At 69.5% G+C, this 13,746-nt stretch carries 15 protein-coding genes; 10 read left to right on the top strand and 5 right to left on the bottom strand.

The genetic code is table 11. From position 1 onward, the window contains the following. Positions 1 to 9 precede the first annotated feature (9 nt). Both sufB and JOE48_RS04445 read right to left on the bottom strand, forming a co-directional pair. Positions 10 to 1,479: a Fe-S cluster assembly protein SufB gene (gene sufB / locus JOE48_RS04440; protein ID WP_210028173.1), complete on the bottom strand. Its 1,470-nt coding sequence runs from the start codon at positions 1,477 to 1,479 to the stop codon at positions 10 to 12. 68 nt (positions 1,480 to 1,547) lie between these two features. Next, entirely contained in the window at positions 1,548 to 2,717 is a 1,170-nt protein-coding gene (locus JOE48_RS04445) for a cysteine desulfurase family protein (protein ID WP_210028175.1), read from the bottom strand. A 272-nt stretch (positions 2,718 to 2,989) separates the two neighbouring features. Between JOE48_RS04445 and JOE48_RS04450 the strand changes: the two genes are divergently transcribed. The 3 genes from JOE48_RS04450 (at position 2,990) to JOE48_RS04460 (ending at position 5,471) form a co-directional block, all read left to right on the top strand. Beyond that, entirely contained in the window at positions 2,990 to 3,646 is a 657-nt protein-coding gene (locus JOE48_RS04450; protein WP_192708591.1) for an alpha/beta hydrolase, read from the top strand. 87 nt (positions 3,647 to 3,733) lie between these two features. After that, entirely contained in the window at positions 3,734 to 4,120 is a 387-nt protein-coding gene (locus tag JOE48_RS04455; protein ID WP_210028184.1) for a response regulator, read from the top strand. A 58-nt stretch (positions 4,121 to 4,178) separates the two neighbouring features. Continuing rightward, complete coding sequence (locus JOE48_RS04460) at positions 4,179 to 5,471, top strand: O-acetylhomoserine aminocarboxypropyltransferase/cysteine synthase family protein (RefSeq protein WP_210028186.1); 1,293 nt, start codon at positions 4,179 to 4,181, stop codon at positions 5,469 to 5,471. A gap of 155 nt (positions 5,472 to 5,626) precedes the next feature. On the opposite strand, the gene JOE48_RS04465 is transcribed toward JOE48_RS04460, so the two are convergent. From JOE48_RS04465 to JOE48_RS04475, 3 genes are all read right to left on the bottom strand, one after another. Next, a complete protein-coding gene (locus tag JOE48_RS04465; RefSeq protein ID WP_210028187.1) occupies positions 5,627 to 6,796 on the bottom strand; it encodes an acetyl-CoA acetyltransferase in 1,170 nt (389 codons plus the stop codon). Between the two features lie 64 nt (positions 6,797 to 6,860). Further along, a complete protein-coding gene (locus tag JOE48_RS04470) occupies positions 6,861 to 8,579 on the bottom strand; it encodes an IlvD/Edd family dehydratase (RefSeq protein ID WP_210028195.1) in 1,719 nt (572 codons plus the stop codon). 121 nt (positions 8,580 to 8,700) lie between these two features. Next, positions 8,701 to 9,270: an NUDIX domain-containing protein gene (locus tag JOE48_RS04475; protein ID WP_210028197.1), complete on the bottom strand. Its 570-nt coding sequence runs from the start codon at positions 9,268 to 9,270 to the stop codon at positions 8,701 to 8,703. Between the two features lie 150 nt (positions 9,271 to 9,420). Between JOE48_RS04475 and JOE48_RS04480 the strand changes: the two genes are divergently transcribed. Genes JOE48_RS04480 through JOE48_RS04510 form a run of 7 tightly spaced genes read left to right on the top strand, consistent with a single transcriptional unit; the run spans position 9,421 to position 13,617 of the window. Beyond that, positions 9,421 to 9,912 carry a hypothetical protein gene (locus JOE48_RS04480; RefSeq protein WP_210028206.1) on the top strand — a complete coding sequence of 164 codons (492 nt, stop codon included), beginning with the start codon at positions 9,421 to 9,423 and terminating at the stop codon, positions 9,910 to 9,912. Beyond that, positions 9,909 to 10,160 (top strand): monovalent cation/H+ antiporter complex subunit F, encoded by a 252-nt coding sequence (locus JOE48_RS04485; RefSeq protein ID WP_210028207.1) that lies wholly within the window; start codon positions 9,909 to 9,911, stop codon positions 10,158 to 10,160. Before JOE48_RS04480 ends, JOE48_RS04485 begins: the two co-directional genes overlap by 4 nt. Further along, complete coding sequence (locus JOE48_RS04490) at positions 10,157 to 10,441, top strand: monovalent cation/H(+) antiporter subunit G (protein WP_210028209.1); 285 nt, start codon at positions 10,157 to 10,159, stop codon at positions 10,439 to 10,441. The genes JOE48_RS04485 and JOE48_RS04490 overlap by 4 nt, the downstream gene beginning before the upstream one ends. Beyond that, positions 10,438 to 10,689, top strand: a complete 252-nt coding sequence (locus tag JOE48_RS04495) for a DUF4040 domain-containing protein (protein ID WP_210028211.1) — start codon at positions 10,438 to 10,440, stop codon at positions 10,687 to 10,689. Before JOE48_RS04490 ends, JOE48_RS04495 begins: the two co-directional genes overlap by 4 nt. Then, the gene (locus tag JOE48_RS04500; RefSeq protein ID WP_210028221.1) at positions 10,686 to 11,462 is read left to right on the top strand and encodes an MnhB domain-containing protein; all 777 of its coding nucleotides are present in this window, start codon (positions 10,686 to 10,688) and stop codon (positions 11,460 to 11,462) included. The genes JOE48_RS04495 and JOE48_RS04500 overlap by 4 nt, the downstream gene beginning before the upstream one ends. Positions 11,463 to 11,464: 2 nt before the next feature. Beyond that, complete coding sequence (locus tag JOE48_RS04505) at positions 11,465 to 11,866, top strand: sodium:proton antiporter (RefSeq protein ID WP_210035561.1); 402 nt, start codon at positions 11,465 to 11,467, stop codon at positions 11,864 to 11,866. Next, positions 11,863 to 13,617, top strand: a complete 1,755-nt coding sequence (locus JOE48_RS04510) for a complex I subunit 5 family protein (RefSeq protein ID WP_210028223.1) — start codon at positions 11,863 to 11,865, stop codon at positions 13,615 to 13,617. The genes JOE48_RS04505 and JOE48_RS04510 overlap by 4 nt, the downstream gene beginning before the upstream one ends. The last annotated feature ends 129 nt before the right edge of the window (positions 13,618 to 13,746 follow it).

The following is a 13,746-nucleotide window of genomic DNA, read 5'->3' on the forward strand; positions in this document are numbered from 1 at the left end:
GTCGTCGGCTCAGCCCACCGAGCCCTCAAGGCTGATCGAGATCAACTTCTGGGCCTCGACGGCGAACTCCATGGGCAACTGCTGCAGCACGTCGCGGACGAAGCCGTTGACGATCAGCGCGGTCGCCTCCTCCTCGGAGAGGCCGCGCTGCTGGCAGTAGAACTTCTGCTCGTCGGAAATCTTCGACGTGGTGGCCTCGTGCTCGAACACAGCCGAGGCGTTCTTCGACTCGATGTAGGGCACGGTGTGCGCGCCGCACTGGTCGCCGATCAGCAGAGAGTCGCAGTTCGTGAAGTTCCGGGCGTTCGAAGCCTTCCTGTGAGCCGAGACGAGGCCCCGGTAGGTGTTCTGCGAGCGGCCGGCCGAGATGCCCTTCGAGATGATCCGGCTCGTCGTGTTCTTGCCGAGATGGATCATCTTGGTGCCGGAATCGACCTGCTGCATGCCGTTCGACACCGCGATCGAGTAGAACTCCCCGCGGGAATCGTCGCCGCGCAGGATGCAGGACGGGTACTTCCAGGTGATCGCCGAGCCGGTCTCGACCTGCGTCCACGAGATCTTCGAGCGGGCGCCGCGGCAATCGCCGCGCTTGGTCACGAAGTTGTAGATCCCGCCCTTGCCCTCGTTGTCGCCCGGGTACCAGTTCTGGACCGTCGAGTACTTGATCTCGGCATCGTCCAGTGCGACCAACTCGACCACCGCGGCGTGGAGCTGGTTGTCGTCGCGCTTCGGAGCGGTGCAGCCCTCGAGATACGAGACGTAAGACCCCTTGTCGGCGATGATCAGCGTGCGCTCGAATTGGCCGGTGTCGCGCTCGTTGATGCGGAAATAAGTCGACAGCTCCATCGGGCAGCGGACGCCCGGCGGGATGTAGACGAACGATCCGTCGGAGAAGACGGCGGAGTTGAGCGTCGCGAAGAAGTTGTCGGTCGCCGGAACGACCGAGCCGAGGTACTTCTGCACCAGCTCGGGATATTCCTGCACGGCCTCGGAGATCGGCATGAAGATCACGCCGGCCTTCGAGAGTTCCTTCTTGAAGGTGGTGGCCACCGAGACCGAATCGAACACGGCATCGACCGCGACGCGGCGCTCGGGGGCGATGCCCTCCAGCACCTCGACCTCCCGCAGCGGGATGCCGAGCTTCTCGTAGGTCTTCAGGATCTCGGGGTCGATCTCGTCGAGCGACATCGCCGCCGGGCGCTTGGGCGCCGCGTAGTAGTAGATGTCGTTGTAGTTGACCTTGTCGTAGGAGACGCGCGCCCACTCGGGCTCCTGCATGGTCAGCCAGCGCCGGTAGGCGTCGAGGCGCCATTCCAGCAGCCACGCGGGCTCGTTCTTCTTGGCCGAGATGAAGCGGACGACGTCCTCGGAGATGCCCTTCGCGGACTTCTCCATCTCGATGGTGGTCTCGAACCCGTACTTGTACTGGTCGAGGTCGATCGAGCGGACCCGGTCAATGGTTTCCTGCACAGCAGGCATCAGCGTCTCCTAGGCATCGCCGGCGTCAAGGACCGGGAAGCGTCTGTCGGAAAGCGGGGATGCGGCTCTCAGGCCGCCTGTCCTCGCCGTCTATATAGGGGCTGCAAGGCCCGTTCGCAGGCGTCGAGGAAGCATGCCGCATCCGCGTCCACCGTGTTCCAGCCGAGGCTGACGCGCAGCGCCCCCCCGGCAAGACCCGAATCCACGCCCATCGCCGCGAGCGTCGCCGAGCGCGCGACCTTGCCCGACGAGCAGGCCGAGCCCGACGACACCGCCACCCCGGCGAGGTCGAGGGCGATCAGGGCCGAGGGCGCGTCGAGCCCCGGGACCGAGAAGCTCAGGGTGTTGGGAAGGCGCGGTGCCCCGGCGGCGAACACCACGGCGTCAAGCGCCAGGGCGCGCACGCCGGCCTCGATCCGGTCCCGAAGCGCCGAAAGGCGGCTCGCCTCCTCGTCGAGGGAGGCGCGCGCGATCCGGGCCGCCTCCCCCATGCCGACGATCGCCGGCAGGCACTCGGTGCCGCAGCGCTGCCGGCGCTCCTGGCCGCCGCCCCGCAGGAAAGCGCTCTCCAGGGTCACGCCGTTCGCCAGCACCAGGGCGCCGACGCCCTTCGGCGCCGCGAACTTGTGGCCCGACAGGGTAAGCGCGTCGAGGCCGAGCGCCGCCATATCGAGGGGGATCTTGCCGGCCGCCTGCACGGCGTCGCTGTGGACGAGCGTCCGGCCATGCGCCCGCGCCAGGGCGACGACCTCGGCGAGCGGCTGCACGGCGCCGGTCTCGTTGTTGGCGGCATGAACCGACAGAAGCACGGTCTCCTCTGCCAGGTCGGCGAGGCGCGCCTCCAGGGCGGCGAGGTCGACCAAGCCATCCCGGGTCACCGGCAGCTGATCCACTGCGGCGTCCGCGAAGCGGTGGCCCGCGGCCACGCAGGGATGCTCTGTCGCCGTGTGAAGAAGGCGGGTCGGGCGCGGCTGGCCGCCACGGCGCAGCGCACCGGACAGGGCGGTGTTCGCCGCCTCGGTCCCGCCGCTGGTGAAGATCACCTGCTCGGGCCGCGCGTTCACGAGCGCGGCGACTTGGGCGCGCGCAGCCTCGAGGGCGGTGCGGGCCGCACGCCCTTCCGCATGAATCGAGGACGGGTTGCCGGGAAGGCCCAACGCGCGCGCGACCGCCTCCACGACGGCCGGACGGACCGGAGCGGTGGCGTTGTAGTCGAGATAGGCGCGTGCCCGGCTCATCCGCGTTCCGTTGAATCCTCTGCTGCGGCGCGTCACAATTCCTTGCGCGCGCACCGGCTCGCCGTGCTAAGGCGCGCCGAGAGAATGAGATCCCGCCGACCAAGCTCGATCGGCGTGGCAGCCATTGCGACACTTCAGACGGCTTCTTTAGAACAGTTCTAATCGACTAGAACCGTTCTAAGACTGCTTTTATGATGGTCGCGCGACGAGTCAAGGCTGCTGCGCCGATGGGCCGAACGCTGGCGCGTGGTCTCGAGAGTGAGAGACGAGCGATGCCCGAAGTCATCTTCACCGGCCCGGCCGGCCGCCTGGAAGGCCGCTATCAAGCTCCCAAGAAGCGCGGCGCGCCGATCGCCATCATCCTTCATCCGCATCCCCAATTCGGGGGCACGATGAACAATCAGATCGTGTACAATCTTTTCTACACGTTCGCCAATCGCGGCTTCGCAGCCCTGCGCTTCAATTTCCGCGGAGTCGGACGGAGCCAGGGCTCGTTCGACCACGGGACGGGTGAGCTGTCGGACGCGGCCGCCGCGCTCGACTGGGTGCAGTCGGTCAATCCGGAGGCGAAGTCCTGCTGGATCGCCGGCGTGTCGTTCGGCTCGTGGATCGGCATGCAGCTCCTGATGCGCCGGCCGGAGATCGAAGGCTTCATCTCCATCGCCGCGATGGCGAATCGCTACGACTTCACCTTCCTGGCGCCCTGCCCCTCGTCGGGCCTGTTCGTGCACGGTTCCGAGGACCGGGTCGCGCCGGCGCGCGAGGTCATGCCGGTGATCGAGAAGGTGAAGACCCAGAAGGGCGTCATCATCGAGCACCAGATGGTCGAGGGCGCCAATCATTTCTTCGACGGAAAGGTCGAGGAACTGACCCAGACGGTGGACACCTATCTCGATAAGCGCCTCGGCAAGCGCGAAGAGGCAGCCTGACGCAGCCGGGCCCCGCGCCTTGACGCGGGGAGCCCCGGAGGAATACGGCGCGGGCTTCGGAATTTGAGACTCACCTCCGCAGGTCTGATGTCAGAGAGCCCGTCCGACCAACCCGTGGTACTTCTGGTGGAAGATGACGGCCTCCTGCTGATGGAGGCCTCGGACACCCTGGCGGATGCCGGCTTCACCGTGGTGGAGGCGAGCCACGCCGACAAAGCCCTCAAGGTGCTGGAGAACCGCGACGACGTCGGCGTCCTGATGACCGACGTCGACATGCCGCAGGGCTCGATGGACGGCTTTGCCCTCGCGCGCCTCGTGGCGCATCGCTGGCCGTCGATACCGGTGCTGGTGGTGTCGGGCATGGGTACCCCAGGACCCAACGACATGCCGGAGGGCGCGCGGTTCATCCCGAAGCCCTACGAGCCGACGACCCTGCTCCGGACCCTGCAGGCCTTCATCAGCCGCGCGGCTTGACCGACCGATCGGCTCGGGTTCACCCGTGGTCCGGACACCGGGAACCCGACCCAGAGCCATGACGGACGAGAACCGACCACATCGCTTCGCGACCCGGGCGATCCATGCCGGGGCGGCACCGGACCCCGCCACCGGCGCGCGAGTCCAGCCGATCTACTTCACCAACGGCTTCGTCTTCGACTCGACCGAGCAGGCGGCGGACATCTTCGCCGGGCGCCGGACGGGTTTCTCCTATTCACGCGGTTCGAACCCGACGGTGGCCGCGCTGGAGCGCCGGATCGCCGATCTCGAAGGCGCCAGGGCCGGGGTGGCGGTGTCCTCCGGACAATCCGCGATGCAGCTGGTCCTGATGACGCTGATGAAGAGCGGCGACGCCTATGTCGCGTCCCCGCGCCTGTTCGGCGGGTCGCTGGGCCTGATGCGGCGCCTCGACGGGCGCTACGACCTGAAGCCCCGCTTCGCCCGAGGCATGGCCCCAGAGGACTACGAGGCGGCGATCACGCCGGACTGCCGGGCGATCTTCTGCGAATCAATCGTCAACCCGTGCGGCTCGGTGGTGGACCTCGACGGGATCGCCGCGGTGGCTCGCCGCCACGGCCTGCCGCTCGTCGTCGACAACACCCTCGCCTCGCCGGCGCTGATCCGGCCGATCGAGCACGGCGCCGACATCGTCTGGCACTCCACCTCGAAGTTCCTGAGCGGCTCCGGCCAGACCATCGGCGGCGTGATCTGCGATGCCGGCACGTTCGACTGGACCAAGGCCGGCGGCTACAACCTGATCACCGAGCCCTGGCCGGATTACGACGGGCTCGTCCTCACGAAGGCTTTCCCGGAAGCGCCGTTCGCGGCGGCCTGCCGGTTCTTCGGCCTGCGCGATCTCGGACCGGGCCTGTCGCCGATGAACGCGTTCCTGACGCTCATGGGCATCGAGACCCTTCCCCTGCGCATGGAGCGGCACTGCGCCAACGCGCGGGCGGTCGCGGCCTTCCTAAAGGATCATCCGGCGGTGGATTGGGTGAGCTACCCGTTGCTGCCGGGGCAACCCGGGGAGGACCTCGCCCGGCGCTACACGCCGGACGGTCCGGGCTCGATCTTCACAGTCGCGCTGAAGGGCGGCGAGCCGGCGGCGCTCAAGCTCATCGCCGGGCTGGAGCTGATCTCGCACCTCGTGAATATCGGCGAGATCAAGTCGCTGGCGATCCACCCATCCTCGACCACGCACCGGCAGCTGCCGGAGCACGAGAAGGCCGCCGCGCAGGTCGGGCCGGAGACCGTACGGCTGTCGATCGGGCTCGAAAATGAGGCCGACCTGATCGCGGATCTTCAGCAGGCGCTGGATCGGCTGGGCTGAACGGGCGCGCCTGTACCCTCGTTCCCGTCATCGCGAGCGCAGCGAAGCGACCCAGGGCTGCGCGACCGCGATGGGTGGGGGCGCCGCTGGATTGCTTCGCTCCGCGCGCAAGGACGGCCACGGCCGGCGGAGAGTGGTCGCACCCGGGGAGCGTCTCAGCGCCGACGCTCCAGGATCGACACGTAGTTGGCCACCGCGGCGCCGCCCATGTTGAAGATTCCGGCGAGTTCCGCGCCGGGCACCTGCATCTCGCCGGCCTCGCCCACGAGCTGCAGGCAGCCCATCACGTGCATCGACACGCCGGTGGCCCCCACGGGGTGGCCTTTGGCCTTGAGTCCGCCGGACGGGTTGATCGGCAGCCGGCCGCCCTTCTCGGCCAGCCCCTCGCGGACCACGCGAAAACCTTCGCCCGGCGCGGCCAGCCCCATCGCCTCGTACTCGATCAGCTCGGCGATGGTGAAACAGTCGTGGGTCTCCACGAAGGACAGATCGTCGTTGCCGATGCCAGCTTGCACCCGCGCCTTCTCCCAGGCCATGCGCGCTGCCTTGAACTCCGTCGGGTCCCGGCGGGAGAGCGGCAGGATGTCGTTGACATGGGCCCGGGCGCGAAAGCCGATCGCCCGCTCCAGCCCCTCCGCGGTCTCGGTATCGGCCACCACCAGAGCCGCAGCCCCGTCCGAGATCAGCGAGCAGTCGGTGCGCCGCAGGGGCGCCGCCACGTAGGGGTTCTTGTCCGAGACCCGGTTGCAGAACTCGAAGCCGAGATCCTTGCGCAGCTGCGCGTAGGGATTGCCGACGCCGTTGCGATGGTTCTTCGCGGCGATCCGGGCCAACTCCTCGCTGCGGTCGCCGTAGCGCTGGAAGTAGCCCGCCGCGATCCGCCCGAACACGCCGGCGAAGCCGCCCTCGATCTCGGCCTCCTCCTTCCGGTATGAGGCGCCCAGCAGAATGTCGCCGGTCTCGGCCACGGTCTTGGCCGTCATCTTCTCGGCGCCGATCACCAGAGCGATCCGGCCCCGGCCGCTGTCGACGAAGTCGAGGGCAGCGTAGAGCGCCGCCGAGCCGGTGGCGCAGGCGTTCTCCAGGTGGGTCGCCGGCGCGTGCGCGAGACCCGGCCGGTTCACCGCCACCAGCGAACCCTCGAAGCCCTGCTTCGAGAAGCCGGTGTTCATCGAGCCCACGTAGATGCCGTCGACCTGGGCTTCCTCGACGCCGGCATGGGCCAGCGCCTCCCCCGAGACGCGGGCGATCAGGCCTTCGACATCCGGCTCCTCGAGCTTGCCGAACGGAGTGTGGGCCCAGCCCACGATGCAGGCGCGCGTCATCCGGTGACCTCCCGAGTCTGGGCCGGACGATGGGCCCGGACTCGCCGGCGATCAAGCGTGCCGATCAGCCCTGACCGCCCTCCCCCATCAGGAAGTCGAAATCGCAGCCCTCCGGCGCCTGTGTGACGGTGCGCCGGTACAGGGCCTTGTAGCCCCGGGTCGGGGCCGGCGGCGGCTGATGGTCGGCGAGGCGCCGGGCGATCTCGTCGGGCTCGACGAGCAGATCGATCCGCTTGTCGCGGATCGACAGTCGGATCCGGTCGCCGTCGCGCACCGCGGCCAGCGGCCCGCCGACGGCGGATTCGGGGGCGATGTGCAGCACGATCGACCCGAAGGCCGTGCCGGACATCCGCGCGTCGGAGATGCGCACCATGTCCTTCACGCCGGCCCGGGCCAGCTTCTTGGGAATTGGCAGATAGCCGGCTTCCGGCATCCCGGCGGCGTGTGGCCCGGCATTCTGCAGAACCAGCACGTCGCCCGCCGCGACGTCGAGGTCGGGATCGTCGATCCGCCGGCTCAGGTCCTCCAGGCCGGTGAACACCACCGCCCGGCCCTCGGATTCGAACAGCTCCGGGGTCGCCGCCGCGCGCTTGAAGATCGCACCCTCGGGGGCGAGGTTGCCGGTGAGCGCGACCAGCCCCCCGACAGGTGAGACCGGGTTGTCGAAGGCGCGGATCACCGCGCGATCGACCCAGCCGACCGGCTCGTCCAGCCGCTCCGCGAGGGTACGGCCCTCCACGTCCACGGTGTCGAGATGCAGGAGCGGTCGCAGCTCGCGCAGCAGCGCGCCCATACCCCCGGCGGCATGGAAATCCTCCATGTAGCCCTCGCCGACAGGCTTCAGATCGACCAGCACCGGCGTCTCGTCGGAGATCTGGTTGAAGCGCGCGTAGGGGATCCGGATTCCCAGCCGCCCCGCCACCGCCGTGAGGTGGACGATCGCGTTGGTTGAACCCGAAACCGCCATCAGAACCCGGATGGCGTTCTCGACCGACTTCTCGGTGATGACCTGCGACGGCGCGATCTTCGACTGGATCAGGCGCACCGCGGCTCGTCCGGTCTCCTCGGCGGCGACCAAGCGGTCGGAATGCACCGCCGGGATCGCGGCCGTGCCCGGCAGCGACATGCCGAGCGCCTCCGCGATGCACGCCATGGTGGAGGCCGTGCCCATCACCGCGCAGGTGCCGGCCGTGACCGAGAGCCGCCCCTCGACCTCGGCGATCTCCTCGGCATCGACGGTGCCGGCCCGGTACTTCGCCCAGAAGCCACGGCAATCCGTGCAGGCGCCGAGCCTCTGCCCCCGATGGCGCCCGGTGGACATCGGACCGGTGACGAGCTGGATCGCCGGGAGGTCGGCGGAGGCCGCACCCATGAGCTGGGCCGGCACGGTCTTGTCGCAGCCACCGATCAGCACGACCGCATCCATCGGCTGGGCCTGGATCATCTCCTCCGTGTCCATGGCCATCAGGTTGCGATACATCATGCTGGTCGGGTTGAGGAAAACCTCGCCGAGCGACACGGTCGGGAACGGCCGCGGCAGGGCGCCGGCGGCCAGCACGCCGCGCGAGACCGCTTCGACCAGCTCGGGCATGCCCCGGTGGCAGTTGTTGAAGCCCGACGGCGTCATGGCGATGCCGACCACCGGCTTGTTCAGCAGGCCGACCGAGATGCCCATCGAGCGGGCGAAGGAGCGGCGCAGATAGCGGGCGAAGTCACGGTCGCCGTAATTGGTCAGGCCGCGGTCGAGCCCGTGTGGCTCGGCGTGTCCGGCGTCTTCGCTCATGCCATCGATCCCTGGAACGTAAGCGCCGCGGGCGGTCAGCGCAGGTGGAAGGCGATCCACGCAACCCCGGCCAGCACCCCGGCTGTCAGCAACCCCCGAGCGAGTACGCGATAGCGGATTCTCACGCGCGGAACAGCTCCGGATGGCGCGCGCGCAGTGCCAGGACCAGGGTGAGTGTCTTCAGGTCGGTGATCTCGGCCCGGTCGGCCAGGGCGGCCAGCGCGGCGAGCGGCATCTCGACGACCCGGATGTTCTCGTGCTCGCCCGCGGCACCGCCGCCCGCCTCCGCCCGGTCCGCCCGGCCGTAAGGCGCGAGGAAGAGGTGGATCTTCTCGGTGGTGAGGCTCGCACAGGAATAGGTGGCGCCGATGAATTCCAGACCGTGCAGGCGCAGGCCGACCTCCTCGAGCGCCTCCCGGCGGGCGTTCTCCTCCGGGCTGCCGTCGTCGATCAGGCCGGCCGGGGCCTCCAGCTGGACCTGCTCGCCGGCCGCGAACAGGGGCGGCACCCGCAGCTCGCGCACGAGCGTCGCGACCTTCCGCTCGGGGTCGTAGGGCAGGATCCCGACCGCGTTGCCGTGATCCTCGATCTCCCGCTCGACCACGGCGCCGTCGGCGAGGCGCACCTGCGCGAGGCCGAAACGGCTCCAGCCCTCGTGGACGAAGCGGATGCTGAGGATCTCGGCCTTCATGATGCGCCCTCGCCCGCGGAACCGCCGCCCGCCGCGCTGTGCTTACACGAAGGCGTGTCCTCGGGTTCCGGGAACGGCTCCGCTCCGTGCCACGTTTCGGTCGGATCGGGCGTATGGCCACGCTCCCACGACGCCTTCCGGTCAGGATCGATGCGGGCAGGACCGATCAGCGGGATCAGGAGACGGTCGACGCGTGACGGCGTCGCGATCTGGATCGCGCTGGCCCTCACCTACATGGTCTTCGCCGGGTCGGTGAGCGTCAACGAGGGCATGGCCGCCCTCGGCTGTGCCAGCCTGGCGACGCTCTGGTGGTGGGGCGTCGGGCGGCGCGGCGGCATCCGCTTCCCTCTCGGCGGATCCTCGCTCCGGCCGCTCGGTCCGGCCATCCGCGACGTGCCGCGCCAGACCGCCAAGGTCGGGATCCACCTGCTCAAAGCCGTGCTGGGGCGCGCTGGTGGCGGAGCGACGCGCGAGCGCAGCGCGTCCGAGGTGTCCTGGGCCACGCCGGAGGGAGACACGGCTCCGGCCACCCGGGCCGTCGGGCTGCTGGCCGCCTCGCTCGCGCCGGACAGCTACGTGCTCACCCTCGACCGCGAGCACGGCACGGTGGCGATGCACGCCCTGGAGAACGACGGCCGATGAACCTCTGGACGGCCGCCATCCTGGCGCTGCTGCCGCCGCTCATCCTCGCGGCGGCGCTGGCGTGGCGCGGGCGGCCCGGCCAGCGCTTCGCCGCCTATCAGCTCGCCGGCAGCGTCACGGTGCTGATCCTGACGCTCATGGCTTTCGCCACCGATCAAGCCTCGATCACCGATCTCGCCCTCACGCTGGTCCTGCTCAACCTGCCGGGCTCGATGCTGTTCGCGGTCTTCCTGGAGCGCTGGATATGAACGTCGCGATCGGGGTGCTGCTGGCCCTCGCGGTGGCGGTGACGTGGCTCGCGGCGCTTGCCCTGTGGCGCCTGCCCCGAGCCCTCGACCGGCTGCACGCGCTCAGTTTCCTCAACGTCGCCGCCTCGGGCCTCGTCACGGCGGCGGCCTTCCTGGCCGACGGCATCTCCGGACGCTCGCTGAAGATCCTGGTGATGATGGTGGTGTTTCTCGCCTGGGCCGCGGTGCTGTCGCACGTGTCCGGCCGGGCCCTGCTGATGCGCGAGGGGCGTTCGGCATGACGGTGATCCTGCCGCTGCTGTTCCTGCTGACCGCCGCGTCCGGCACCGCGGTCGTCCTGGTCCGCGATCCCACCCGGCAGATCTTCGCCATCGCGGTCAACGGCCTCGTTCTGACGATTCTGTTCGACGCCCTCCAGGCGCCCGACGTCGCCCTGTCGGAGCTGGCGGTCGGCTCGGCGGCGGTGCCGCTGCTCTTCCTCGTGGCGCTGATGGCCGTGCGCACGCAGCCCCCTGAGGAAAAGTCATGAGCCCGCGCGCGCGTGTCGCGCTGCTGGCATTGGCGGCCCTGATCCTGCTGCCCGGCGCCGCCTCGGTCATCGCAGGGCTGCCGCCCTTCGGCGCGACGATTGCCCGGTACGGGGAACGCATCAATGCGATCACCCCGGAGGCGCGGCACGTCGCCAACATGGTGAGCGCGATCAACTTCGACCTGCGCGGCCTCGATACCCTTGGCGAGGAGTTCATGCTGCTCGCCGCCATCACCGGGACAGTGATCCTGCTGCGCGGACGACGCGGTGAGGGCAAGACCGGCCGCGCCATGCGCCGGCCCGGTCGGGCGGTGATCCCGCGCTCCGAAGCCGTGGTGCTCGCCTGCCGGATTGCCGGACCGCTCACCGCCCTGTTCGGCCTCTACGTGGTGCTGCACGCCACCGTTACGCCCGGAGGCGGCTTCCAGGGCGGCGTGATCCTCGCCTCCGGAACCCTGCTGATCTACCTCGGCGAGGGCTATGTCGGCTGGCGCGACGCCGTGCGCAGCCCCTGGCTCGACGCGCTGGAAGGCGGCGGCGCGCTGCTTTTCGCCCTGTGCGGGCTGGCGCCGATGCTCACGGGCGCCGCCTTCATGCAGAACGTCCTGCCGCTCGGCACCTTCCGCGACCCGTTCTCCGGCGGCCTGATGCTGGTGGAGAACCTCGGCGTCGCGATGGCGGTGGCGGGCGGCTTCACCCAGCTCTTCCTCGAATTCATGGAGGAGACCCGCGAGGCGGACGAGCCCGACGAGCCGGGAGAGGAATCGGCGTGAGCATGCTGCCCTATGCGGTCGCCGCGTGGCTGTTCGGAATAGGCCTCTACGGCATCGCCACCAGCCGCAACTTCATCCACCTCGTGGGCTGCCTCGGCGTCTGCCAATCGGCGACCTACGTGCTCCTGCTCGGTCTCGGCTATCGCTGGGGCAGCATCGCGCCGATCTTCTACGACCACCCGCCGGGCACGCCCGCCGTCGACCCGGTGATGCAGGCGCTGGTGCTCACCGACATCGTGGTCGGCGCAACCCTGACGGCGCTGCTCCTCGTGCTGACGATCCAGGCCTACAAACGCGGCGGCAGCCTCGATCCGGAAAAGCTCCGGCCGATGCGCGCGGGCAGCAAATCCGGGCGTGGCCAGGGATCGAGCCGGGGCAAGGACGAGGAGCGGACGGCGCCGTGACTGCCTTTCCCGCCGTCCTTCTTCCGCTGCCGGTTGCGATCCCGCTCGTGGTCTGTGCCGCGATGCTGGCAACCGCCCATCTGCTGCCGGGCCGGGTCCCCGACATCCTGGCGACCCTCGCGGCGCTCGGCGTCGCGATCCTGTCCGCCTTCATCGCCGCGCACGCCGCCGATGGGCCCCTGGTCTACTGGTTCGGCGGCTGGGAGCCGCGCGACGGTGTCCACCTCGGGATCGGCTTCTCGGTGGACGAGGCCAGCGGCTGGGTCGCGGCCTTCATCGGCCTGCTCTACGCGCTGACCTTCGTGTTCGCCTGGGGCTTCTTCGGCCGGACCCACGGACACTTCCAGATCCTGATGCTGCTGTTCCTGGCCGCCATGGTCGGGTTCTGCTTCACCCGCGACATGTTCAACCTGTTCGTGTGGTTCGAGGTGATGAGCGTCGCCGCCTTCGCCCTCACGGCCTACCATCTGGAGGAGTCTGCTCTCTCGGGTGCCATCAACTTCACGGTGATCAACAGTCTCGCGGGCTTCCTGATGCTCGGCGGGATCGGATTGATCTACGCGCAGACCGGCACCCTCGACTTCGAGGGGATCGCGGCTGCGGTGGCGCGGGGCGGCCGTGATCCGGTGGTGGCCGGGGCCTTCTGCCTCGTTGCGGCGGCCTTGATGATCAAGGGCGCGATCGTGCCGTTCCAGTTCTGGCTCGCCGACGCCCACGCGGTGGCGCCGAGCCCGGTCTCGGTGATCTTCTCCGGATCGATGGTGTCGCTCGGGCTGTTCGGCCTCGCGAAGGTCAGTGCCGTCGTGTTCGCGGGCTCCGATCAGGTCCAGCACGGACTGCCGGTGCTCCTGACCGCGCTGGGCAGCTTCACCGCTCTGCTCGGCGGCTGGATGGCGCTGCTGCAGCGCCACCTCAAGCGGATGCTGGCCTTCTCGACGATTTCCCATGCCGGGATCATGCTCACCGGCATCGGCGCCCTCTCGGCGGATGGAACCGGCGGGATGCTCGTCTACGTGGTCGGTCATGGGCTGGTGAAGGGCGCCCTGTTCATGGTTGCCGGCATCCTACTGGCCACGCGGGCGAGCATCGACGAGATTGCCCTCCGCGGCCTCGGGCTGGGCATCGGGCCGGCCGGGATCGCCATGGCGATTGCCGGGCTGCTGCTCTGCGGCCTGCCGATCGGGGTGCTCGACCAGGGAACGCGCGGCGTTCAGGGGGCGCTGGCGCAGCAGGGCCACGGGATCGCTCTGGCAGCCGGCGCCATCGGCGCGGCGCTGACGGGCGCCGCGGTCCTGCGGGCGGCGGGCCGCATCTTCCTCGGGCTCGGCCCGGATTCCGGCGACGAGGCCGGGGCTCCGAGCGAGGACGAGCGCGAGAAGGCAAACCGCCCCCTCTGGCTGATGCTGGCACCCTGCTGCGCCCTGCTCGTCCTCGATGTCGGTCTGCCGGCGCATCTGATCGAGCATGCCCTGCCCCGGGCGGCGTCGGCCTTCATGCACCGCCCTGCCGTCGACACCGTCGCCGAGGGTCCAGGCTGGCTGCCCTGGATGTCCGTGCTGGCGGCGTTGGCAGGCGCGGCCTACGGCCTCCTTCGTGACAGGCTGCCGGCGTTCGTGGTCCGATCGGTCGGCGCGACGCAATCGGCGCCGACGCGCGCTCTGGAAGCCCTGCACAGCGGTTTGATCGGCGACTACGCCGCCTGGCTGGCCGTCGGCGTGGCGATCATCGTGGCCATGCTGGCATTGGCGTGAGGGCCACAGAAGACCAGGATGCGTCGGGCGGCGGTACACCGCGCAGGCTCCGCTGGATTCCCGCGCCTGCTCGACATGCTCATGCGCCTTCCAGCACGTCGGACGTCGAACGACCGCACCTGTCTGTCA

Source organism: Methylobacterium sp. PvR107, from assembly GCF_017833295.1.
In the GTDB taxonomy this organism is placed as follows: Bacteria; Pseudomonadota; Alphaproteobacteria; order Rhizobiales; family Beijerinckiaceae; genus Methylobacterium.